At 43.7% G+C, this 23,071-nt stretch carries 26 protein-coding genes; 13 read left to right on the top strand and 13 right to left on the bottom strand.

The annotated features are described in order from the left end of the window. Positions 1–20: 20 nt before the first annotated feature. Entirely contained in the window at positions 21–1,013 is a 993-nt protein-coding gene (gene dgcA / locus VEA_RS18380) for an N-acetyl-D-Glu racemase DgcA (RefSeq protein WP_006741353.1), read from the top strand. 293 nt (positions 1,014–1,306) lie between these two features. Beyond that, positions 1,307–3,331, top strand: a complete 2,025-nt coding sequence (fusA, locus tag VEA_RS18385) for an elongation factor G (RefSeq protein WP_006741352.1) — start codon at positions 1,307–1,309, stop codon at positions 3,329–3,331. 71 nt (positions 3,332–3,402) lie between these two features. Here the strand turns inward: fusA and VEA_RS18390 are convergent, their stop codons facing one another. Next, positions 3,403–3,597 (bottom strand): hypothetical protein, encoded by a 195-nt coding sequence (locus VEA_RS18390; protein WP_005392673.1) that lies wholly within the window; start codon positions 3,595–3,597, stop codon positions 3,403–3,405. Positions 3,598–3,807: 210 nt separating this feature from the next. On the opposite strand from VEA_RS18390, the gene VEA_RS18395 reads away from it, so the two are divergent. Further along, complete coding sequence (locus VEA_RS18395) at positions 3,808–4,602, top strand: phosphotransferase (RefSeq protein ID WP_006741351.1); 795 nt, start codon at positions 3,808–3,810, stop codon at positions 4,600–4,602. Here VEA_RS18395 and nqrM read toward each other — a convergent pair. Genes nqrM through VEA_RS18405 form a run of 3 tightly spaced genes read right to left on the bottom strand, consistent with a single transcriptional unit; the run spans position 4,580 to position 5,593 of the window. Beyond that, positions 4,580–4,789, bottom strand: coding sequence for a (Na+)-NQR maturation NqrM (gene nqrM / locus VEA_RS23600; RefSeq protein ID WP_005392671.1), 210 nt, complete (start codon positions 4,787–4,789; stop codon positions 4,580–4,582). The two genes, VEA_RS18395 and nqrM, sit on opposite strands and share 23 nt — an antisense overlap. A gap of 1 nt (position 4,790) precedes the next feature. After that, a complete protein-coding gene (locus VEA_RS18400; protein WP_006741350.1) occupies positions 4,791–5,306 on the bottom strand; it encodes a NifB/NifX family molybdenum-iron cluster-binding protein in 516 nt (171 codons plus the stop codon). After that, entirely contained in the window at positions 5,303–5,593 is a 291-nt protein-coding gene (locus VEA_RS18405; protein WP_005392669.1) for a DUF134 domain-containing protein, read from the bottom strand. The genes VEA_RS18400 and VEA_RS18405 overlap by 4 nt, the downstream gene beginning before the upstream one ends. 502 nt (positions 5,594–6,095) lie before the next feature. On the opposite strand from VEA_RS18405, the gene VEA_RS18410 reads away from it, so the two are divergent. From VEA_RS18410 to ompV, 4 genes are all read left to right on the top strand, one after another. After that, positions 6,096–6,995: an ABC transporter permease gene (locus tag VEA_RS18410; protein ID WP_006741349.1), complete on the top strand. Its 900-nt coding sequence runs from the start codon at positions 6,096–6,098 to the stop codon at positions 6,993–6,995. Then, complete coding sequence (locus VEA_RS18415) at positions 6,988–8,217, top strand: quaternary amine ABC transporter ATP-binding protein (protein WP_006741348.1); 1,230 nt, start codon at positions 6,988–6,990, stop codon at positions 8,215–8,217. The genes VEA_RS18410 and VEA_RS18415 overlap by 8 nt, the downstream gene beginning before the upstream one ends. Before the next feature lie 256 nt (positions 8,218–8,473). After that, on the top strand, positions 8,474–9,010 hold the full coding sequence (locus VEA_RS18420; RefSeq protein WP_012842378.1) for a copper resistance protein NlpE: 537 nt from the start codon (positions 8,474–8,476) through the stop codon (positions 9,008–9,010). Positions 9,011–9,228: 218 nt separating this feature from the next. Then, positions 9,229–10,005: an outer membrane protein OmpV gene (gene ompV / locus VEA_RS18425; RefSeq protein WP_012842379.1), complete on the top strand. Its 777-nt coding sequence runs from the start codon at positions 9,229–9,231 to the stop codon at positions 10,003–10,005. A gap of 75 nt (positions 10,006–10,080) precedes the next feature. Here ompV and VEA_RS18430 read toward each other — a convergent pair whose 3' ends face one another. The 3 genes from VEA_RS18430 to VEA_RS18440 all read right to left on the bottom strand — a co-directional run bounded on the left by VEA_RS18430 (position 10,081) and on the right by VEA_RS18440 (position 13,588). Continuing rightward, positions 10,081–11,748, bottom strand: a complete 1,668-nt coding sequence (locus VEA_RS18430) for an ABC transporter substrate-binding protein (protein ID WP_006741345.1) — start codon at positions 11,746–11,748, stop codon at positions 10,081–10,083. Positions 11,749–11,908: 160 nt separating this feature from the next. Then, positions 11,909–12,523 (bottom strand): outer membrane beta-barrel protein, encoded by a 615-nt coding sequence (locus VEA_RS18435; protein WP_005373936.1) that lies wholly within the window; start codon positions 12,521–12,523, stop codon positions 11,909–11,911. A 180-nt stretch (positions 12,524–12,703) separates the two neighbouring features. Beyond that, positions 12,704–13,588, bottom strand: a complete 885-nt coding sequence (locus VEA_RS18440) for a LysR family transcriptional regulator (protein WP_005392662.1) — start codon at positions 13,586–13,588, stop codon at positions 12,704–12,706. 94 nt (positions 13,589–13,682) lie between these two features. Here VEA_RS18440 and VEA_RS18445 point away from each other — a divergent pair, with 94 nt between their 5' ends. Then, the gene (locus VEA_RS18445) at positions 13,683–14,579 is read left to right on the top strand and encodes a DMT family transporter (protein ID WP_006741344.1); all 897 of its coding nucleotides are present in this window, start codon (positions 13,683–13,685) and stop codon (positions 14,577–14,579) included. Between the two features lie 64 nt (positions 14,580–14,643). On the opposite strand, the gene VEA_RS18450 is transcribed toward VEA_RS18445, so the two are convergent. The 4 genes from VEA_RS18450 to pncB all read right to left on the bottom strand — a co-directional run bounded on the left by VEA_RS18450 (position 14,644) and on the right by pncB (position 18,331). Beyond that, entirely contained in the window at positions 14,644–15,423 is a 780-nt protein-coding gene (locus VEA_RS18450) for a methyltransferase domain-containing protein (RefSeq protein WP_006741343.1), read from the bottom strand. A 170-nt stretch (positions 15,424–15,593) separates the two neighbouring features. Continuing rightward, positions 15,594–16,112 (bottom strand): glycine zipper 2TM domain-containing protein, encoded by a 519-nt coding sequence (locus VEA_RS18455; RefSeq protein ID WP_005392659.1) that lies wholly within the window; start codon positions 16,110–16,112, stop codon positions 15,594–15,596. A 214-nt stretch (positions 16,113–16,326) separates the two neighbouring features. Then, positions 16,327–16,686, bottom strand: coding sequence for a hypothetical protein (locus tag VEA_RS18460; protein WP_006741341.1), 360 nt, complete (start codon positions 16,684–16,686; stop codon positions 16,327–16,329). A gap of 334 nt (positions 16,687–17,020) precedes the next feature. Then, positions 17,021–18,331: a nicotinate phosphoribosyltransferase gene (gene pncB / locus VEA_RS18465; RefSeq protein ID WP_006741340.1), complete on the bottom strand. Its 1,311-nt coding sequence runs from the start codon at positions 18,329–18,331 to the stop codon at positions 17,021–17,023. Positions 18,332–18,630: 299 nt separating this feature from the next. Here pncB and VEA_RS18470 point away from each other — a divergent pair, with 299 nt between their 5' ends. The 3 genes from VEA_RS18470 to VEA_RS18480 are packed head-to-tail and all read left to right on the top strand — an operon-like array spanning position 18,631 to position 20,430. Continuing rightward, complete coding sequence (locus VEA_RS18470) at positions 18,631–19,356, top strand: NUDIX domain-containing protein (protein WP_005373953.1); 726 nt, start codon at positions 18,631–18,633, stop codon at positions 19,354–19,356. Between the two features lie 32 nt (positions 19,357–19,388). Next, positions 19,389–20,042, top strand: a complete 654-nt coding sequence (locus VEA_RS18475) for an isochorismatase family protein (protein WP_006741339.1) — start codon at positions 19,389–19,391, stop codon at positions 20,040–20,042. 31 nt (positions 20,043–20,073) lie between these two features. Next, the gene (locus VEA_RS18480; RefSeq protein WP_006741338.1) at positions 20,074–20,430 is read left to right on the top strand and encodes a VOC family protein; all 357 of its coding nucleotides are present in this window, start codon (positions 20,074–20,076) and stop codon (positions 20,428–20,430) included. A gap of 3 nt (positions 20,431–20,433) precedes the next feature. Here the strand turns inward: VEA_RS18480 and VEA_RS18485 are convergent, their stop codons facing one another. Together VEA_RS18485 and VEA_RS18490 are read right to left on the bottom strand one after the other, a co-directional pair. Continuing rightward, positions 20,434–21,174 carry a DeoR/GlpR family DNA-binding transcription regulator gene (locus VEA_RS18485; protein WP_006741337.1) on the bottom strand — a complete coding sequence of 247 codons (741 nt, stop codon included), beginning with the start codon at positions 21,172–21,174 and terminating at the stop codon, positions 20,434–20,436. A gap of 91 nt (positions 21,175–21,265) precedes the next feature. Further along, positions 21,266–21,655, bottom strand: coding sequence for a VOC family protein (locus VEA_RS18490; RefSeq protein WP_006741336.1), 390 nt, complete (start codon positions 21,653–21,655; stop codon positions 21,266–21,268). Positions 21,656–21,848: 193 nt separating this feature from the next. Between VEA_RS18490 and VEA_RS18495 the strand changes: the two genes are divergently transcribed. Both VEA_RS18495 and VEA_RS18500 read left to right on the top strand, forming a co-directional pair. Further along, positions 21,849–22,322 carry a peptide-methionine (S)-S-oxide reductase gene (locus VEA_RS18495; RefSeq protein ID WP_006741335.1) on the top strand — a complete coding sequence of 158 codons (474 nt, stop codon included), beginning with the start codon at positions 21,849–21,851 and terminating at the stop codon, positions 22,320–22,322. Between the two features lie 301 nt (positions 22,323–22,623). Beyond that, complete coding sequence (locus VEA_RS18500) at positions 22,624–23,064, top strand: PTS sugar transporter subunit IIA (RefSeq protein ID WP_006741334.1); 441 nt, start codon at positions 22,624–22,626, stop codon at positions 23,062–23,064. Positions 23,065–23,071 lie beyond the last annotated feature (7 nt).

Below are 23,071 nucleotides of genomic sequence, written 5' to 3' on the forward strand. Positions count from 1 at the left end.
GTTTAGGGAAAACTAGTGAGATGAAAATTCATGTAGAACCTGTCACGATTGCTATGGCGACACCATTTCGCATCTCTCGCGGCAGTCGGACAGAGTGCCACGTAGTCCTCGTGACAATTGAACATCTAGGCATGCTCGCCCAAGGAGAATGCACACCATACCCACGTTATGGTGAATCGGTTGAATCGGTGATTAAGGCGATTTCTCACGCCGCGCATGAACTGCAAAGTTTGTACGCCAAAGGCGACGCTGATGTGATGACTCTCAAAAGCCAGCTTCAATCGTTATTGCCCGCAGGAGCGGCAAGAAATGCATTGGATTGCGCCCTTTGGCATCTTCTTGCGCTTTTGAGCCACAAGCAACAAGTTCACGACCTCTTTACGTTACCCGAGGCGATTGTGACGGCGATGACGGTTTCTATCGACACGCCGCAAGCGATGGCAAAACAGGCGCAAGCTTACCTTAGCCAAGGCGCAAAACTGCTTAAGGTAAAACTGGATGGTGAAAACGTGATTGAGCGCGTTGCAGCAGTACGCGATGCCGCGCCGCACGTACAAATTGTCTTAGATGCGAATGAAGCGTGGCAAAACCTCGACCTCGCGACGGTATTTGATCAACTCGAACCGTTTAATATCATCATGATCGAGCAACCGCTGCCACAAGACCGTGATGACGTACTCGCCAGCATTCCGCACCCCATTCCACTTTGCGCCGATGAAAGTTGTCACACCAGAGAGCAATTGCATCAACTGCTTGGCAAATATGAAATGGTGAACATTAAGCTAGATAAAACGGGCGGGCTCAGTGAAGCATTATTGCTGGCCGACGATGCAAAAAAACTCGGTTTTAGCCTCATGTCCGGTTGTATGTTGGGGACGTCGCTGGCAATGCGAGCTGCGTTACCTATTGCTGCTCAGGCGAGCGTTGTCGATCTTGATGGCCCGGTGTTGCTCGGACAAGATATAACGCCGAGCTTAGTTTATCGCGACGGCGAAATCGTTCTTTCCAAATAGCCTAAACAATCCAGAGGTTTTGCTCCAAAAGTCAGAACCTCTGAGTTTATGATCTCGATTAAAAAACAATCAGCCCCATCATGAAATAAGTCACATAAATTATATGGTTATTACGGCATGCTAAGATTACAGTAGTCCAATAAGGTGGTCTTATGCATCGAGTCATCCGGAAAATGACATGGAAGACGAATAGGCGGTAATCCCGCCCTACTCCAATGCAGTGCGTGGGTTTCTCTAACAACCCACTTCCTAGCAATTCGTAGGTTTTTCACGCCATCTTGCAAGGAGGCTCTATGCCTATCAACAAAATACGCAATATCGCTTTTGTCGGCCAAACCGGGACCGGTAAAACCACGCTGATAGAAAAACTGCTTTTCACCTGCGATGCCACTCACCATTTAGGCAGCGTAGAAAAAGGCGATACCGTTACCGACTTCGACCCTCAATCCATCCAATATCAACACAGTATTGAAGCAACGCCAGTCGCACTGCGCTGGAATAAACATCGGCTCAATATCATCGACACTCCGGGACAAAACGAGTTACTTGGCCGTACGATCAGCGTTTTTCCTGCCGTTGAAACATCCGCCCTTGTCATCGACCCTCAAACCCCACTAAACCAAACTTCCGATCGCTTATTCACCTTTGCTAAAGAGCAGCAAAAATGTCAGATGATCATCATCAATAAGCTCGATAACCACGGTAGTCAGTTAGAAAGATTGATGGAGAACATCGTTGAGCATTTTGGGGACCACTGCTTGCCGATCAACTTACCTTCGGCTGACGGAGAATCTGTAGTTGACTGCTATTTCGAACCAGAATTGGGACGAGAAACCTTACTTGCGACGGTAGATGAAGCTCATGAGACCTTGATTGATCAAGTTATCGAAGTCGATGAAGAACTGATGGAACTGTATCTGGAACAAGGTTCCGAACTCACCGCAGAGCAACTGCATGATCCGTTTGAAGAAGCACTGAGAACTGGACATGTGATTCCGGTCTGTTTTGTCTCAGCACAAACCGGCGCGGGCGTCGAGCTTCTGCTGCGCACCTTGGCGGAGATCATGCCCATGCCAAACGAAGGTAACCCTCCTCTATTGGAAAAGAACGGCAAAAAAATCAAAGTAAATTGCGAAACCCTAGAGCACACCGTCGCACACGTGTACAAAGTCAGCGTCGACCCATATATGGGAAAACTTGCCTACTTACGTGTGTATCAGGGTGAAATCAATGCGGGCAGCCAGCTTTATATTGGCGAAAGCAACAAGGCATTTAAAGTTGGGCACTTATATCAACTGCAGGGCAAAGATAGAACCGAGATCCCTCGCGCGCTTGCCGGCGACTTCTGCGTTTTAGCCAAAGTGGATGATCTCGAATTCGATTCAATCGTTCATGACTCTCACGAAGAAGATGGTGTTCAACTCAAGACATTGGACCTTCCTGACTCCATGTATTCTTTGTGCTTGAAGCCTCTTAAGCGTGGAGATGAGCAAAAATTAGGCGATGTACTGAATAAAATCGCCAGCGAAGATCCTTCGCTGCGCATCGAACATCGCGCTCGCACCAACGAAACCATCATCAGCGGCCAAGGGGAGTTTCACCTCAAAGTCGCATTAGAAAAGATGGCGAACGTGTACAAGCTGGACGTCGAAACCTGCCAACCAAGCGTCGAATACTTTGAAACCATCACTAAACCTGCCGAAGGGCATTATCGACACAAAAAACAAAGTGGCGGTGCAGGCCAGTTTGGTGAAGTGCAATTGAAGGTTCGCCCACTCGAGCGTGGCGCCGGATTTAAGTTCATCAACAAAGTGGTGGGTGGCGCAATTCCAACCGCGCTCATTCCTGCTGTTGAAAAAGGTATTTTGCAAGCGTTAGAGGAAGGTGCGATTTCTGGCAACCCAATTAAGGATGTGGAGGTCACGGTTTATGACGGTAAATATCACTCCGTCGATTCGAAAGAAATTGCGTTTGTCATCGCAGGTAAGAAAGCCTTTTTAGATGCGATCAACAACGCTGATCCTATTGTGCTGGAGCCCATTGTCCAAATGGAGTTACACGTCCCAACCACAAACGTCGGTGACGTGTCTGGGGATTTGTCAGGTAATCGAGGATTAATAGAAGGCACCGAACCGATTGATAGCCAATTCACGTTGTTGAAAGCCAAATCGCCAGTAAACGAGTTGCAAGATTACGCTCGTCGATTGCGAGCTATCACGGGTGGTGAAGGCAGTTTTAGTATGACTTTAAGCCATTACGAGCCCGCGCCACCAGCAGTGCAAAAACAAGTCTGCCAAGGCAGTGCTCAACAAGGTTAATTCCCTACGATTCAAATCAATCAAATAAAAAAGCGCCCTCAAAATGAGGGCGCTTTTAGGTAAATTAAAATTTATTTATCGAGAGACAAACCGATCTGACTGATTTTATTTTCAAACTCTTCGATGCTGTTCGCTTTGTAAGTCGGAGCACCGTTAAAGTAGCGCGGTTTCTCTGGCAGCATCGCATTTTTCAGCTCTTGTTCTTGATCGACATTGTCATGATAAACCGTTACACGATTTGGAATATCCTGCTTTATTACAGCCATATTGGTTCTCCTTGTTTAAATCGAATATTAAGCGTAGAACGTGGTTAACGATGCGTAAAAGCCACTGTGTAAAATTTAGACACTAGCGACAATTTTATACTCAAACCATTGCATTATTTTGTTTCAATGTTCTCTTTAAGTATTCTTGGAGCACACACCTTTCGCGTTTAAGGTAAGTGAAGGTTCCACCATCAAAAGACAGGATGTCTCATGTCAAGGCAAGAGCTTAACCAGATGGGCAGTGCCAAAGTTTATCTGGTAGAAAAACACGGCATTTCATTCATTGAAAAGCAACAGGTAGAACAGGTTGAGGTCGCTTTTTATCAACACCAGGCTAAACCATTCAATGAACTTGGCATTCTTGTACCTGAGCTCATTGATTACGATCACCAACAAAATACGTTACGAATCGAGTATATCCCGCACTCTGTCAATCAAGAATTCCTGCTTGAAGAGCCGCGCGTGATAGAACAACTAGCTAAAATACACAGACTATCTCCGACATCAAATGGTGTTTATCATCCTCATCAGTGGGCACAACCAGCCACTTCCCAAGCTTTAAGCACGCTCAAACTAGACGCAAAAACAGAGCGGTTCTTTTATCAGCTACAAGAGCAATCCGGCCCGCTTTTCAACGCCAAAAATTTGATCTCTGGCGACACCAATGCCGGGAACTGGGGGCGACGAGATAATGGCGATTTGGTGCTGTTCGACTGGGAACGTTTTTCGACAGGGCATATCGCGATAGATTTAGCGCCACTAGTCAAAGGCATGGGCACACTCGAAGATTATCTTGGTGTGGCGCATACCTATACCAAGACGGCAAAGCAAGGCGATGTGAGTAATTTAGCAAGAACGATTGCAATAGCTAAAACGTGGATGGTGGTAGAAGTGGTGAACATACTGGTCTCGAGACAGAACCCTCAGACCAGTAAATACATTGACTGGTTTAAACAAACCTTACCGAAATGGGCAAAAGATCTTAGCGCTCAGATGACGAATTAGGTTCGGATATTTGATACAAACGTCTTTCAGGCTCTGCACAAGAGGTTTCACAATTGCACACCTTATCAACACCGACATTATTCAATCCGCCACAACTCCCTTGAATACGCTTGTTGTGGAAAATGACGCCAAGCGACATCAACAAAATGATTGCGAGAAAACCAAGAAAGGTAAATAACCAAACCATATTAACCTGCCTTATTAGCCATCGTCTTTAGCCTAAGTATAGCAGGGCGAGATGTCACTTTAAGTAGCCCTGTTGGTGCTTTCGGTCTTGTCAGCAAGGAGGGTTTGGATTTTTTGCCACCACAACCACAGGAACCGCAACCGCCTTTTGACTTGTGAGCACTTTTCTTATGATTGTTTGAGGGACGACCTTGAGACGGCTCAATGAGAGGCTCTCTTGGAACCGCAAGTACATCTTCCAATGAGCTACGGGTAGAAAGCCTGAATACTTGCGTGCCACTACGAAGTAATTTGGCTAGTGCGCGTTCACCGATATTTCGTACAAGTACAGCATCCACATTGTACTCTTGCAGAGACTGAATTAACTGAGACTTCGCATTGCAACCTGCTTGTGGCATCGAAGCAATGTTCGCTAAGTTTTTCAGCATACCGTCAGTATCAGAATAAATAGCAATATATGGTGCTTTAACAAAGTGGTTTGCCACCCGCTCACCATCATTAGGAATAGCATAAATCATAAGTTTGACTCCTCATCCGGAAAAACTAATGCATGACCTTCAACTAAACTTTTTGCGACTTTCAATCTTGCACTTTTTACTGTGTTACCAAAAGTTTGTCTAGAGACGCCCATCTGTTCAGCAGCTTGCTGCTGGCTAAGACCCTCTAAATCGGCCAAACGCAGTGCTTCTAGCTCTTCTGGTAATATGGCGACTTGCTCCAACTGATGAAATGGCACGCCATTGGGTTTGAAACAATGGTGTGCAGCACGTCCGCATATTCGTCTTTCTATCTTTGGTCTTGCCATCATTATCCCTCGAAAACACAGGGTCAAATTACGCCTTAAACTGGCATATGCCAATAACATTTTTAGCATATGCCAATAAACTAAGTTTGCAAAAATCGACACGATAAATACGTAAGACATCAGGATTAATTAGACATCTAAAAATTTACAAACTTTGGTGACAAACGAGCAAAAAGATCAATTCTAATTATCTAGATAATAAAAACGTTAGTTTGCGCAGACTTTTCATACAAATACGCGCTAATGTATTCATTTTATTGGAGAAGAAAAACTATAATCCGATTAAATCATTCATTTGAACACTAATGATTATTTTATTAAAAGGGTGTCTACCTAAGTAACTATAAAGTGCAGATCGACTGCATTGAAATGAGCCTAAAGGGTAAAACAATAGATGGAGGACCTATCGAACCACCAATCATTACTTGGTCTACGATCCCAGCCATTCTTGCTGAATCACGTCTCTTGAGGGCACCTAGATATATCAGAAAAGGAAGTAAATATGTCTGACTCGAATTGGCTCAGCGAATTCCCAGAAATGGATCGCTCTGATCTTAGAGCGATTCGCAAAACACTCGATGGCGCCTACCGAGATTTCTCTCGTGAATATGGTGAACTTATCGAGTCTCTCTTTGACCCGCTCCTTTCATTTCTTGTCTGGTTTGAAAAACTGCTTATTTCAACACCTTGGGTCGTTGTTTTAGGCGTCTGCACCGCCCTCGTTTATGCCGCTAGTCGCTCTTGGAAACTGGCCATCGCATGTTTTGGCTCACTTATCCTGATTGGCTACTTCGGCATGTGGGAAGACACAATGCGCACGCTCAGTATTATCACGGTGTGTACCATGCTGGCAATCACACTCGGGATCCCTATCGGCATCGCTATGGCGAGCTCTAATCGTATTCAGTCAGTTGTGACACCATTACTCGACGTCATGCAGACCATGCCGGCATTTGTGTACCTCATCCCAGTTGTGATGTTGCTCGGGATCGGGAAAATTCCTGGCCTCATCGCAGTAGTAATCTACGCGATTCCACCTGTTATTCGTTTAACTAATTTGGGTATTCGTTTGGTGGATAAAGAAGTGTTGGAAGCCGCAACCGCATTTGGAGCCAGCAGTAAACAGCGACTTTTTGGGGTCCAACTTCCGCTCGCAATGCCAACCATCATGGCAGGAATCAACCAAACGATCATGATGGCACTGTCGATGGTCGTCATCGCATCGATGATTGGGGTAAAAGGTTTGGGCCAGCCCGTTCTTAAGTCGATTACCAATCAATATTTCACTCTTGGTCTTTTAAATGGTCTAGCCATTGTCGCTCTAGCGATTCTTTTCGACCGCGCTTCACAAGCGTATGCGAAACGCACTCAAGCCCATCTAGGAGATTTAAAGCATGACTAGTCCACTTATCGAAATCAGCGGTCTGTATAAAATCTTCGGACCTAAACCCAACAGCGTGATAGAGCGCGTCAAGTTGGGACATAGTAAAGAACACGTGCTAGCGGAAACGGGCCACACGGTCGGGCTAAAAGACATCAACCTCCAAATTAAAAAGGGCGAGATTTTCGTTATCATGGGTTTATCCGGTTCAGGTAAGTCCACCATGATTCGCCACTTCAATCGCCTAATCGATCCAACCATGGGACAGATTTTGGTGGAAGGGGTAGATGTAATGCAGCTTTCTAACAAGGAGTTAGAGCAGTTTCGTCGTCATAAGATGTCGATGGTGTTTCAACGTTTTGGCTTATTGCCTCATCGCACTGTTATCGACAACATCGCTTACGGTTTGGAAATTCAAGGAATAAGTAAAGAAGCGCGCTTATCAAAAGCAAACGAATGGTTGGATACCGTTGGATTAACGGGTTATGAGAACCAATATCCCGCTCAGCTATCAGGTGGTCAGCAGCAACGCGTAGGCCTCGCGCGAGCATTGGCAACCAACGCCGAAATACTGTTAATGGACGAGGCATTCTCAGCGTTGGACCCACTGATTCGGAGCGAAATGCAGGATCAGTTAATAGAACTGCAACAGCAGTTACACAAAACGATTGTTTTTATTACTCACGACTTAGATGAAGCACTGCGCCTTGGCGATCGCATTGCGATCCTTAAAGACGGTGAGCTTGTCCAACAAGGTTCACCAGACGAAATATTGCTGCATCCTGCCGATGAGTACGTTGAAGCCTTTGTAAAAGACGTCAATAGAGCGCGAGCATTGACGGTTGAGACTGTGATGCAGCCACCTTCATATCGCATTGCCGCTAAAACCATTGAAGAAGCGCTCAGTGAGATGAAACGTGTAAAACGTGATTATGCTTATCATGTGACCGATTCAGGCTATCAAGGCGTGATAACGCAACAAGGGTTACTAGACGCGACGAAGTTAGCTCAAACCCCAAGCTGGGATGATGATATCTATGAAGAAGTGCCTATCATCTCTCCCCATTCAGCCATTGAGCAAATATTGACTGAAACCATGTCGTGCGAATACTCACTGCCCGTTGTCGATGAGCATGGTCATTTGAAAGGTGAATTAGAGCGTCGTACTGTTGCTGGTTTATTCGCTGATGAAGACAGCACAAAACGAAGCACCTCACGTTCAAACATCGATAAGGCCTCTTAACTGATTTAATAAAACAGCTTACAGCAATGTGGGCTGTTTTCACTATCTCTGCCCCCACCCCTCTAGATATTTATTTGTAGACTCAAGCTTGATATCCCAATCAACATTTACATTGTTCTGATTTTCCTGACAATTTTATGCTCATATTCGGTTTTATTGACATAGATAGATCATTCTATTGCTTTTTGATGACGCAAATACCTGATAAATGTCTACTATTACTCTCATACAAAATCTTGATTTAAAGAGGGATAAAATGAAAAAAACAATGTTGGCACTAACAGGCGCGGTAATCATTCTTGCAGGCTGTCAAGATGAGAAACCTGCCGAAACAAGCGCAGTTGAAGTACCTCAAGCGACGGAAACTGAAGTCACTACTAGCGCAGAAGTTACTACAGAGACAATTGACACGCTGCCAGTAGCAGAAGAACAAGTCATCACTGAAGAAACATTTGTAGACTCTGAGCATAACGCACAAAATGCCCTGGACTGGAACGGCACATACAAAGGTACGCTTCCATGTGCGGATTGTTCAGGTATCGACATGATCATCACACTAAATCAAGATGGCACTTACGTACTTGAAGAAAGCTACCAAGACAAAGAAGACGGTCAGTCAAAGTCTGAAGGCCAATTCACTTGGGATGCAAACGGCAGCATCGTAACGTTGACAAACGAAGATGCACCAAACCAATACTTTGTTGGTGAAAATGTACTTATGAAGCTAGACATGAATGGCGAAAAAGTAACAGGTGACCTAGCACCGTTATACAACTTAACGAAACAACAATAAGTTCGTATCGATACCTGATAAATAATCTAAATCCGAGCTACCCCAGCTCGGATTTTTCTTTCCATCGACGGCGGTTGTCTTTCTTATCTTCCTTCTATGATCTTACATTCCGCTTCTTATCCTGATGGTTCATTACATTTCCATACGCTTTGCTGATAGAGGCTTACAACTTCATTTTGTACAGTGTTCAAAACAAATCAGAGCAACTCGGAAAAACGATGAAAAAGACATTAATTGCACTACTAACTCTGACTGCTGCTGCTTCAGCGGTTGCTGGTGATACTTATATTCGTAACGGTAACATCTACAACAATGAAGGTGGCTGGAACGCGGAAGTCGGAGTGGCTCATGGCAGCGATCTTTTCAAAGATCAAAAATACAATACAGCTCCAATTCTAAATGGCGGTTACCATGGTGACGACTTTAACGCCGATCTAAGTGGCATTAACTACCGCTTCTTCGGTAACACCAATGAATTAATCAACATGAGTGCTTACCTTGTTGGCAGTGGTGTCATGCGTGACGGTGATATTGCAAAGAGCCTGAAAGGCACGGATAAACGTCGCTTTGCTGTCGATTTAGGTTTGAACACTGACTTTACGTTAGATCAACACAATGTGATTTCAACATACCTTCAACATGATATCAGTGGTGCTTACAAAGGTTACTTAGCGGGCGCGACTTACTTCCACATTATGAACTTCGGTAGTGTTGATTTTGTTCCTTTTGCTAACCTAACTTATCAAAGTGAAGACTACGTAGATTACTACTTTGGCGTAAAACAACGCGAAGCAAATGCAAACCGCAAAGCGTACAAAGGTGATTCAACAGTAAGCTATGGTTTAGGCTACAAGCTAGTCATGCCAATCAACGATAACTGGCAAGTGAGCCAAATGACACAATACACTCGCCTAGGCAGCGGTATCAGCGATTCCTCGATTGTTGATAGTGCAAATCAATGGGTTGTTGGTGCGAGTGTGTCGTACAACTTCTAACTCTACATTCCACATAAAGCCATCATTGCGATGGCTTTATGTATTCATACTCTGTGCTCACCGTGTCGAAATATGCTAGTTAGAGTGAGCGATCCAGAGACGATGCAAATCGCTATAACCCGTATTTTTCACCTGAACACCGCGCACTTGCTGTGTTTTTGTCACCTCTTCATAGCCAACAAATAAAGGCAAATAAAGATACTGCTCTCGTAACGCTTTTTCTACGCCTAAAAGAGATTGTAAAGATTGAGCATTTGTCATGGCTTCGCGAAGGTTTTCTCGATGGATCAACATCTGGCTTTGATCAAAACTAAAACGCAAACCTGTTGCTATCGATAGCCATTCAAATACGCCATACTCAAACGGCGCTTCCATAACTTCTTCAATTAGGAGCAAGTCCGCTCGATGTGATACGACTTCAGGAAAACTAATGTCATCAATAATGACGATCTCTAGCTCTAATCCCGTCGCCCGAATCACTCGGTGCAACCACTCAGAGTGACGAATTAAACTTGGTATCGTCCAGATTGGCTCAGCTAGCGCTACTTTACCTTGTAGCTTAGGCGTCACAATAGCCTCTGCTATTAGTAAATCTTGCTCTTGAGTCGCTAACTGAATGCTGTCAACGGCACTTTGCGCCTCATAGATTCTCTTTTGCGCATTGATGTAATCGGCGAGTTGATGCCAATCTTCTTTTGCGAGATTAGAGTCCGCGCGTTCACGATAGGTCAAATATGAAAATGCGCTGATTTTTTCCACTTCAACGTGATCAGAGGTTTGGTTAAAACTCAACATATTCAGGGTCTTAACATCACCATGAGACAGCGTAATTTGGTCCAACAATGCGCGCGCTGAAAAATATTCTTTGTGTGCTTGAAGAATCATACTCTCTTGGTTCCAACCACTGATTTTAAATGGTCCGGTGCCTATGTGGTAAGAATAACCAGAACCGAAAGAAACAACATCTCGACAAAGAATAGAAGCGTGAGGAGTGGCTAGCATATATGGAAAAAACATGTTCGGATGTTTCAATGTAATTTTTAAGCAGCTCGATGTTTCGGCAATCACACTGTCAATACATTGCCAGAGCTCGTGTACTGGTCCTTTTATTTCCTTAAGTCTTTCTATGCTCCAAACAACATCTTGTATGCTGAGAAGTTCGCCATCGTGACGATATATTCCAGGTCTCAACCATAACGTCATCACATTGCCTTCCATTTTCCACTCATGTGCTAGCGAAGGCTCAATGCCACCATTGGAATTTTGAGTCAGCAAAACATCATAAACACTTTTCGCCACATGCAGTTCAGTATGACGATAAGTGTTCGCAGGATCGACCTTAGACACCCAAGGATAAGAGGAGATCAAAATAGCGTTATTTGACTCATTCAACTGGTTCACTTTTTCAGAGGCAATCGTCAGCGCCCTGACAGCACTTTGGCCGAACCAATCGATAAGTTTTGTTATCGAGTTCATTCTTCCCCGACCAAGCTCCTCAACCAAAAATTCGGTCATCGCTTGTTGAAGGGAAATAGTAATATTCAGACGACTAGCGTTACTTCTGCCAATTGCAGGTTTCCAATCTACCCAACCGTAAGAGGCAAGCTTTTTCATCACAATAGAAACATTGCGCCTTGACGTACAAATTACCACTTCAAGCTCAGACAGCGTAACGAAGTGATATTGATGAGGTTCAAAGTGCTTTAACAGTAGATCCAGATACCTAAGATTGACATCGTTCACAAAGATTCCTAAGAGTTATTCCAAAGCAAAAAAATAGCACAGGACGCTTAGCAACTAAACTTCCTGTACTATATCTAAACATATTCAAAGCTTGGACTCAGCTCGACCAACAGAAGTCAAAAACGTGTACTAAGCCAAGAGGTAACTTGAATAAGTATTCTTAGAAACGGTAGCTCATACCTACAGAGAACACATTGATGTCTGCATCAACCGTTACTTTTTCATTGCCAAATTTCGCAATGTCTAGCTCAGGCATCATGTATTCCCATTCAACTTGCAGAGCAAAGTTTTCAGTAATAGCGAACTCTGCACCTAAACCGTACATGCCTGTTACAGTACTGTCAGAAATGGTGGTATGGCCTGCGCTACCGTCAATCACAGAGTTGCTAATTTTGAATTCAGCATTGAAGTAAGAAAGACCAGCTTTAGCAAAAAGGTTGAAACGATCACCAATAGGTAGAGTCGCTTTTGGTTGAATCGATAAATACTTCATATCACCAACAGTAACAACTTTGCCGTCTAAAGCATCGTAGCCACCAATGGCTGCTTCTAGAGAAATGTATTCGTTGAATTTGTAACCACCGAATACTTTGCCTGAAAGGCTTGAGTCATCTTCAAGTTTAAGTTTAGTGCTAGCGTTAGTACCACCACCATTGATAGAGCCATTAACATCACCAAACGATGCTTGACCTACCGATGCACCAACGTAAGGAGCTGCGTTTGCAACAGAACATGTTGCTAGAAGGGCTGTCATTAGCCATGTTTTTTTAAACATTGTATTTCACTGCCTGTTAATTATTGAGGTTGTGTTTTGCCCATCCTTAAGCACGTCATGCTATCCATTTCACTCGGTTTCAAAACCAAGTTGATGTTAATGAATAAAAACTCAATAAAACATGAAATATTTAAACACAACTTTGCCACTTTATTTCTTAATTATGACAATTTAGTCATTTTACAAGCACTGTTGCTTCAACCAATTAGTGAGTTTGATAATTTCCGCCTGCTTGGCTCGGCTCTTTTTATGAATAAAATAAAAGCTGTCCCCCGTCTCTAATCCATGAGAAGGGATATACACCAAATCATGCGCTTTATCTCTTTCATTGAGCATAAAATCATTCGCAAATGCGATGCCTTGGTCATAACGTGCAGCCTCAATTGCCAACAACATATGACTAAAATGTTGAACATCGACATCTTTTGGCAAAGTGTAACCACCCGCTCTGCACCACTCTGCCCAGTCTTTTCCTCTCTCACGATAAATAGAATCTGTCGACAAAATAGGATATCGCCAAAGCGCTTCTGGAATGGGTTGATCTTGTAACTCTTTCCAAATTTTATGGCTGCATACCGGATACAGCGTTTCCGCGTATAACTTCACCGACATATAGTTGCGCTTTGGCTTCTCTACCGTGATAAAGCAATCACCAACGCTATCTGTCTGCTCAGGATCACCAACAACCATATTGAGTGTCAGATCGATTTCCGGATGTAACCGCTTAAAATCAGACAAACGCGGAATAAGCCACTTTACGGCAAGCGAGCTATAAATCGCTAAACGTATGCTGCCTTTGTCCCCTTCTCTCACCTTTTGGCTGGCCATCGCAATAGAGCTAATTGCCGGGCTAATATCCTCTAAATAACGAGCACCAGTATCCGATAAAGAGAGCTTTCTTCCTTGACGAATAAATAATGACTCGCCCAAATAATCTTCCAATAATCGTATCTGATGACTAACGGCACTTTGCGTCACATTGAGCTCTTCAGCCGCAAGCGAAAAGCTAGAGTTTCGAGCGACAGATTCAAAACAGTGAACCGCTCTGAGTGGTGGCAATTTCATTATCTAAAAATCTCATACTTAAACTAATAAATATCACTTCACTTCATCCTATGACATCACCTACTCTTTGGCAAAGAAAGAGGAGAGGAAATAAGTGAAAGTTACATCGGTCGGCGCAGCTATGCTGCTATTAATTGTTGGGAATCTCATTGCGGTGCTTTCGGACTCTTTAATTAAAAGTGTCGGAAATGAAGTGCCTATTTTTCAGTTTGTCTTTTTCCGACAAATTTCCGCAGTGCTTTTCCTACTGCCTGTCTGCTTGCTGACAAAAAAGACTCATTTTCTTGAAGGATTTAAATGGCATGCTGTCCGCGCTCACGTGTGGTTGCTTGGTGCTATATTTATGGTTTTGGCGATTTCATCTTTACCGCTCGCAACTGCGAACGCAATCTTCTACGCCGCGCCATTAATCATGCTGCCGCTTGCCGCGATATTTTTTGGCGAACAGCTGTCTAAACAATCGATCGCGGCTGCGATCATGGGCTTTGCTGGAGTGTTGGTCATCATTCGTCCAGATCAAATCGACTGGGCAGCGATTTCGGCTTTAGTTGTGGCTACTACCCTGGCAATCAATAACTTGCTCATTCGAAAACTGCCAAAAAATCAATCTGTCATGCAAACGTTATTGATGACAAACTTGGCAGGTATTCCCGTGGCTTTCTTACTTGTTCTGATCGAAGCGGAACCTTGGGACTGGAGTGCTTTCCCTGTCGCTGCTGGCTCAAGTTTGTTCATCATGATTTATGCGGCAACATGTGTGATCGCTTACCGCTCGATTGATAGCAACAAAATTGCCAGCGCTGAATACAGTGGTTTAATTGGTGCCGTGTTTGTGGGATTAATCTGGTTTGGAGAAGTGCCAGACATATTTATGGCGATAGGAACAATAATGATTGTTGTGCCGCTGGTTTGGCTTTCTAAACGAGAACGTCGCAAGAAAAAGCTGCAAGCTCAACAAGAGCGAGAGCAACAAGAGGCGCACGTTACTTAAAATCGCGCTCTATCTCAAAGACTAAAAAAACCGAGTCGTAAGTACTCGGTTTTTTTATGTGGCTCTAATCCATTCTGACGTAAGCGACCACATGAGATAAAAACTGCCTTGCAAAACGATCATTAAACCGGATGCGATATTCATGATCGGCTTCCGATACTAAACGCCAACCTTCAGCAAAGTACTCTTTGATATCATCGACCGCTTCGTCTTCATTTTTGATGTGTTTCGCGTTCCACTGATAAGTGCAAGAGACAACGATCAGCCCACCAACCTTGGTGGTTTTTTTTAGAGCATTGATCACGCTAAGTGGCGACTCACATTGATCAACCACGTTCAAACATACGACTAAATCAAAGCTAGACTGGAGAGTATCGTGCTCAAAAGGTTGGTTAATCAGCGTCAAATCAACATGAGCACATTTCTGTACGATATCTCTATTCTCTACCTCTAAAGCGTTTAAGGTGTTCACATCGTGAAGATAAGTTAGCTCGACTCGTTGTTCTTCTATTAATAGTTGCTTCAAGCCATCCATCAACCTATTTGAAGGCTCCACAAGCGTCGCTTCTTTAAGGTTAGGTAAGCGTTGCACTAACTCATAATAGTTTCTTCCCAGCGCCGCGCCAACCTCAAGTAGGGAATACGGCTGAACGCCGCTCTCAAGTGCCATCTGCGCAATAAAATCAGCAACTTGGGAGCAGTGAGGTGATGACAAAAAAGAGAGTGGGACTTGTTTTGAGCGACTGTTTATCGTCTCAATCTGCTTATCTTCGATGAACTTGTCGAACCATTGCGCTTCGAAATAACCAGCTAAACCGCGATCGGTCAGGTAAAAATCTTCCATGTTTTTTCCGTTCGTACTTTTCGAAAAGTGATTGTATCGAACGCTGAAATTAGCTGGTAATTCTGGCTGCACATTCCCGCGGGAAAATAGATGAAAACACCGCTTATGTGAAAAAGCCCTTTCATCTCAAAGATAAAAGGGCTTGTTAATTACTTCGGTTGGGGAGCTAGTTATTGCGGAAGAACAACTTTGCCATCTTGAATTGGGAACGTTTTTGTCGCTGGCTTGCTCGCTAAGCGAACCGTCGTTGGCGCACCTGAAACTTCATAAGTGACATCGTAACCCACTACTTTTTCAGATGTTGTGTATTCTGTGTGGCACTGCTTTTTCGTCGTTGTCACTACATCGCCTTGTTGCACGTTCTCCTGAATCTTACGACCCGTTAATGCACCAGCGATCGTACCAGCTGCAGTTGCAATCACTTTACCTGAGCCGCCACCGATTTGGTTACCCAATGCCGCGCCAGCTGCTGCGCCGCCGACCGTACCAATTATTTTATTATCATCCGTAGGAGCAACTTGCTCCGTTACTACCACGTCTTTACATACTTGGTGTGGATTTTTCACCGTTTCAGTCACCGCTTCAACCAAAGTAATGTTTGCTTGGGTTGGAGCTGGTGGCGTTTTGTCTTTACAGCCTGCTAGTACAGCAACAACTGCCGTTGCAATTGCGATAGATTTCATATTCATGATTTACATCCCAGTATGGTTTGCTTTGATGAGCGGTATAGTAAATCGCAATTAGGAAATCACATCAGGCGAAAACAAACCCTCTGTCATTAACGAGTAAAGAAACACTGTTTTATAAAAGGTACGTCAAGAAACACTCAACAGAATGTCAACTAAGCTAAAACCGTATCATTACTGATTATGGTTAGGCTTGATTAACCTATGAGGCTTATTTTTAAGCCAAGCTTAAAAACAGTTCGTCATCCGTTAAATACTTATGACGGTGACTCAGGTTACGCACGTGCATAAACATAAAGTCAGGAAAACCAGGAGCAATAATGTTGTTTGGTTCCCAGCATACACCGCCAACAAACACATATCGCCCTTGCTTGTCATCTTCGTGAAGGGGGTTATTAAGAGGAGAAGAAAACTCTGCGCGACAACCTTCAATCACACAAACAATTTGTCCTTTAAAAAGGCCGATCACGCGCTTAACAAGATTTGCCTTGATGCCACATTTCCATGCTTGACGAGTGGCCATCTCATAGCCATATTTTCGGATCGCTTTCTTTTGCAAATGTACTACTAGGTTCATTTTGACTCCTGATTCAAGCAATTACGCGAAGCCCAAAGTCATAAAAGCAGATAGACGTCTATACCCGAGTGACCTCATGGTACATGGGAATAAACTACGTGATTAGACTGAGTTTAGTGTCCGATGAAAATACACCTTCCACGATGCTGTAACGTATCGATTTACACCAATCATAGGCACATAGCACATCAAAAAAACAACCTCATTTTCGAGTGCTTTCCTACGCTGTATCTGGTTACTTCTGCGTATTACTATAACGAAATCACCCTCTACGTTTGTCTATATAAATTTGTCGTAACGATAGAGGGTGCTTATCAAGAAGGAGGGATAACGCCTACGCGTCGATGAGATAGTTTTGACCTTCAGTTTCTAGACGATCAATCAGTTTACGACACTCATTTAAATCAAGAGGTTGCTCGAAGCGGCGCTTGAGGTTCATCAAAAAGAAGATATCTTCACACATGGCTTTCTCAGGTTCGTCACTGATTTTTGCGACTGGTGAACCATTGCACGTGACCATTTTGATCACGATAGAAAGTGGCTGGTAGGCTTCACCCGCTTTATTGACATAATCACCCATATCATTCGCAAGAAAAGTACCGATACCGAAACTCACCTGAATACGTCCCTGGAAATACTCGCAAATATCTAACGCTTGTTCGAAGTTAAGTCCGTCTGTAAACACCAGCGTTTTTGTTAACGGGTCTATATTAAGCGACTGATAGTGTGCAATCATTTTTTCACCCCAGCTATAAGGGCAACCACTATCGTGACGTACACCGAAATACGCGTTACTTAGCTCTTCATCAAAGTCTTTAAGGAAGGCATCAATACCAATCGTGTCGGTCAGTGCAATACCTAGTGCACCGTTAAACATTTTTTGCCAACGTTGCAAAGCCACTTTTTGCGAATCTCGCACATTCACCAGAGCTTGATGGCCCATAAACCATTCATGAGCAACGGTACCGATAGGCGTTAAATTCAGTTCTTTTGCTAAGTGGTAGTTGCTTGTTCCTGTCAAACATTCCGGCACTTCCTGGCACAAGAACTCCAGCATGGTGCGCTGAGCTTGAAAGGAAAAACGTCGACGCGTCGACATATCAGAAAACTTAAAGTTAGTGATGTTACGACGCTTTAGTTCGGATTTTAGGTACCGAACTTTCTCTTCTAAAACGGTGGTAAATTGCGCTACAGGGATATCTGACCAACGCTGACGGCTACGAACTTCAGACACGATGCTCATGATGATCGTTTCGTACAAAATAGTATCTCGCCACAAACCATTAATAGTAATGCGTAACTGGCTTGAGCCATCAGCCATGGCTTTATTATGGAAAGAGACATCACTTTGCGGGTTAAACCGGAAATGGCGCAATGCATCAACAAAATCAGGATTCAGGTAAGGCGCGACACGCTTGATGTATTCGATTTCTTCTTGCGTAAATTGAATGTCTTGCAGTTTAAGAACTTCTGCTTTTACCTCTGGTAGCAGTTCAGAGAGATCTTCCTCGCTACGCACAATAAACTTGTATGACACCATCGCATCAGGGTAAAACGCTGTTACTGCGCTCATCATATTGACTTTGTAAACATCAAAATCCAAAGCGCTTTGAATGATGCGGGAAGAAAATAGTTTGGTGGTCATTAGGTGCCCTTCTACACGCCCTTCCTGGGTATATAACTTTTTGTTACTAACTAATTTGCGTAAACAATAAACACCCATCTATAGTTTGTCAACTTTTGTTACTAACCACTCATTTTTATAAGGTTTTTCTGTCTAGAATTCGCACACAGATTGTGAATAAGTCAGATTCATTCGTAGATTTATACTCAAGGCGTACTATGAAGCACTACCAAAAACGTTTCGCACAACTCGTTACTTACCCATTGATTGACCACTTGTTATGCGCTAGATTACTTACAAATCAATATTAGGACCCAACCATGATCGTATCTGTCGACATTATTCCATTCAGGCTATCTGGCTGTGCCGATAAGGGATTGGAAGTGTTGTTGATTAAACGTTCAAATCCAAATCGGCCATACCATGGAGTCTGGGCACTACCGGGCGGATTTGTCTTTGATAAAGACTTAACCAGTGAAGGCGGACGCCCGGCCGATGAAAACTTTGAGGCGGCGCGTCGCCGAATTTGCCGCGAGAAAATCCATACTTACCCTCGTCACTTTAGTGAAGCTTTTATCGACGGCGATCCCAAGCGTGATCCAGAAGACTGGAGCTTAAACATTACGCACTACGCCTTGGTCGATCGTAACAATGTAGAGCAAATCAACAATGCTGGTGTACCAGAGTGCCAACTAAAATGGTTTTCGCTACAAGCTATACTCAATGGAGAAGAGACCCTCGCGTTTGATCATCAAAAAACCATTGAAAAAGCGTGGCAGAAGCTTCGTGCATCCATTGAATACACATCGGTTCTTTTGTTTGCATTAGACAAGGAGTTTTTGGTTGCCGACATCATTTCTGCTTATCAAGAGTTTGGTATTGATATTAGCCGAATGACGATTAAGCGCCGCTTGATAGATTCAGGCGTACTAAAACCCACCAATAAAGTCGCTTCTACCAACAAAGGCAAAGGTGGAAAACCCGCAATGGTATATACGCTGACTAGCGACGAAGTAACCTTTTTTCAAAACTGTTTGCGTGGATAAACGCAGGCAATCAGACAGACAAGGAGTCTGCCATGACTGTTCGAGTAAACTATCAAACCACGGCGGTGATCGACGTTGATCCAGAGAAAGGCTTTAGCGAGTTATGTCCAAATGAACTGCCCGTTGCAGGTGCGTTGGAAATCGTACCGGAGCTTCTGAGTAATCATGCCAAAGGCCGATTAAAACTGGTCAGTCGTGACTTACACCCACCAAAAGCAAAATGGGATGCAGAAACACCAGCTAACATGCTTGAACCCGTCGATCTACCCAATGTGGATATAAAATGGAACCGCCATTGTGTGCTTGGCACAACAGGTTCTGAACTGCTAGACGGTTTACCACCCGTGTTGGACTACGATTTTCAAGTTAATAAAGGTATGGATCCTGACGCGCACCCTTACGGTATTTTTTTCCATGATATTGCCGATACTAAAACGACAGGCGCACATGAATTTCTAAAATTCAACGGGATTGATACTCTAGTGATCGGTGGTCTCGCGCTAGATTTTTGTGTGAAGAAATCCGTCATGCAAGCACTGGATCTTGGCTACAATGTGGTTGTCAACCTTGCTTCAACTCGCGCAGTGCTGCCTGATAATATTGAAAATGTGCTGACAGAGCTCAAGGATCAAGGCGCATTATTTGTCGAAAAAGCGGATGACATCATCGTAGAAAAATTCGCCTAGAGGCATGAAACAAATGGATAGGGATTTCACCATGCATCAACATGAAAAATTGAATTACGTTGAATTTGGTTCCACCAATATTAACGCTACAAAACAATTTTTTGAGCGTACCTTTGACTGGACCTTTATCGATTATGGTCCTGAATACTCTGCATTTTCAGGACAAGGGTTAGATGGCGGATTCTTCAAATCTGAGTTTGTAAACCAAACCACAAATGGTGGCGCACTTTTAGTGTTTTATAGCTCAGATATTCAGGCCACGCAGGCAAAAGTAGAACAATGTGGTGGAAAAATTATCCGCCCTATTTTCGAATTTCCCGGCGGCTGCCGATTCCACTTCACCGAACCAAGTGGAAATGAATTCGCAGTATGGTCGGAGAGCCATTAGTACTTATCCCAACACCACTTCCACACCTAGCTTTTTGATTTGCTCAAGGTCGCTTTTCGGAGCGGCTTTGTCGGTTAACAACACCGATATTTCGTTGGTATTGCCAATTGAAGAAGGATAAATCTGTCCAAATTTACTGGAGTCCGTCAGTACGATGTTACGTCTATTCTTTGCCAGAATGGCCTCTGCGATGTCGGCACGCATCATGTCTCGGCTAGTAAAACCAGTGTCTTGGTGAAATCCGTCGATACCCAAGAAAGCCGTGCTGAAGTGAATGTTCTCAATACACAACTTGGTTAATGGTCCAACTAAGCTCTCGCCTTGATGCTGATACACACCACCAAGCAAGATGATGTTAGCTGAGGTGTTACGGATGAGATGGGCGATGTACGCCGATGGGGTAATGATGGTCACATCGCCGCGTTCAGCTAAAGTGCGAGCCAGTAATGCGTTTGCACTCCCACCTTCAATCAGCACTGTCTCACTTGGCGCGACCAAGTCTGCCGCTTTATTTGCAAGTGATTGTTTAATATCGAAACGGACTTCTAATCGGGTATCAATATCATCACTTTGCAATGCGGTAGCTGCGCCGTGTACGCGCTTTAGATAGCCCTGTTGCTCCAGAAAATTCAAATCCTGCCTGATGGTCACGCCCGACACGCCGATAATGTCAGAAAGCTCCGTGACTTGAACGCGTTTACGATCATTCACTAATTGCAGGATTTCATTTTGTCTTGGGTTCACAGGCTCACTCCTTATTAATGAGCTTGCAGTATACGCCCGAATACTTTCATATGAAAGCAGCCTGTGAACGATAGAAATAAGCGAAGCTGCGTTACACCGTAAGCTCTAGACGGTTGCCATCCGGATCTAATACGCAGCTTTCGTAGTAACCATCACCCGTTTGTCTCGGACCGTCGATCCATTGGTAACCATCATCTACTAAGGTTTTGGTTAATTGATCCACCGCCTGCTCTGATCCTAAAGCGAAGGCAAAGTGTGCTAATCCTGTTATCTGCATCGCATGAGATTTTTCACAAGCGGTCACACCTTCCATCGACATCAACTCCAATCGTGCACCACTTTCAAACGAAAGAAAGTAAGATGAAAACTGCTTAGTTGGGTTGTGGTATTTATCGTTAGACACCGCGTTAAAATATTTCTCATAGAAGGCTTTTAACTCTTCCAAACGTTCTGTCCAAATCGCGATATGTTCAATTTTCATTGGGATTCCCCTTAGCTCTTAACTGCGCTCAATCTAACGAGGAAAAGCAGCACAAAAAAGAGAGCAAATCACCACCGAGTTGTTCCTGTTTTATGTCCGAACTGCTCATCGATGAGTCATTAAATCTATGGTTGGAGTTGTGTTTGAGCGAAAGTGATGTCCATAATGGCGCAAAGTTTTACAGGATAAAATGATGGAAGAGATTTACTTCGCAGGCGGCTGCCTTTGGGGCGTGCAAGAATTTATGCGCCACCTTCCGGGCGTAATTGGCACCGAAGCAGGACGAGCAAATGGCACGACGGATAACACTCAATCCGAATACGATGGTTACGCAGAATGCGTGAAAACCCAATTCGACCCTGAACAAGTTTCGGTTGAAACTTTAATGGGGTATCTGTTTGAGATCATCGACCCGCACAGTGTTAACAAGCAAGGTGAAGACGTAGGTGCAAAGTACCGTACCGGTGTTTATAGCCAAAACGAGCAACACCTAACGATTGCTAAAGCGTTTATCGCAGCAAGACCGGATGCCGATAAAATCGCCGTAGAAGTGCTGCCACTCACAAACTACGTGCCAAGTGATGATGAGCACCAAGACCGACTCACGCGCTTTCCAAACGACTACTGCCATATCCCGTTAGATTTGCTGCATAAATATAAAAATTAATGGCCAGCTTTTATCACTGTTTCTATTATCTCAAAACTAAGAGGCGCAACGCCTCTTTTTGCATCCTAACCAGGACTATTGATCCTCCTCCAGTTCATTTTCATGTCCAGTTTATTTATTTCAAAATAACTGGAATATAAATCACATAATAAATTTTATAATATTCCGCATTATTAATGACGGCTATCACACTTAAGATTGAGTGATACAAAAGTATAGTTATTGGTTTTTTTTTACTATTTCCGAAAACCACTTCATTAATTAAATTTGACTCATTACTTCAGTACCAATGAGTCACAAAATGATTACAGAACTAACAAACGTCAATTTAATTAACGGCAACCTTCAAGCAAATAATAAAAAAGAAGTCTTTGAAGAGCTAGCACAGATGCTATTCGAAAATAATCGAATCAGTAGCAAAGAGGCTTTTTTAACCGACATCGAAGCACGTGAAGCATTAAGCGTGACTTCAATGGACGGCATCGCCTACCCACACGCAAAAAGCAAAGCGGTTACAGAGCCTGCAATCGCCGTTGGCGTAAAGCACGAAGGCATCGAGTATGGCGACGAAGAGGGAGTCAAACCAACCGTATTCTTCATGATTGCTTCACCTGATAACGGTGCCGACCACCATATTTATGTTCTTCAAGAATTATTCGGAAAATTTAGCGAAGAGTTTATTGAAGATATTCATAACGCAAAAGACGAAAACCAAATACTAAATATTTTAATTAATTCATAAGGCGTGA

Origin of the sequence: Vibrio antiquarius (assembly GCF_000024825.1) — a bacterium.
GTDB lineage: Bacteria > Pseudomonadota > Gammaproteobacteria > Enterobacterales > Vibrionaceae > Vibrio > Vibrio diabolicus.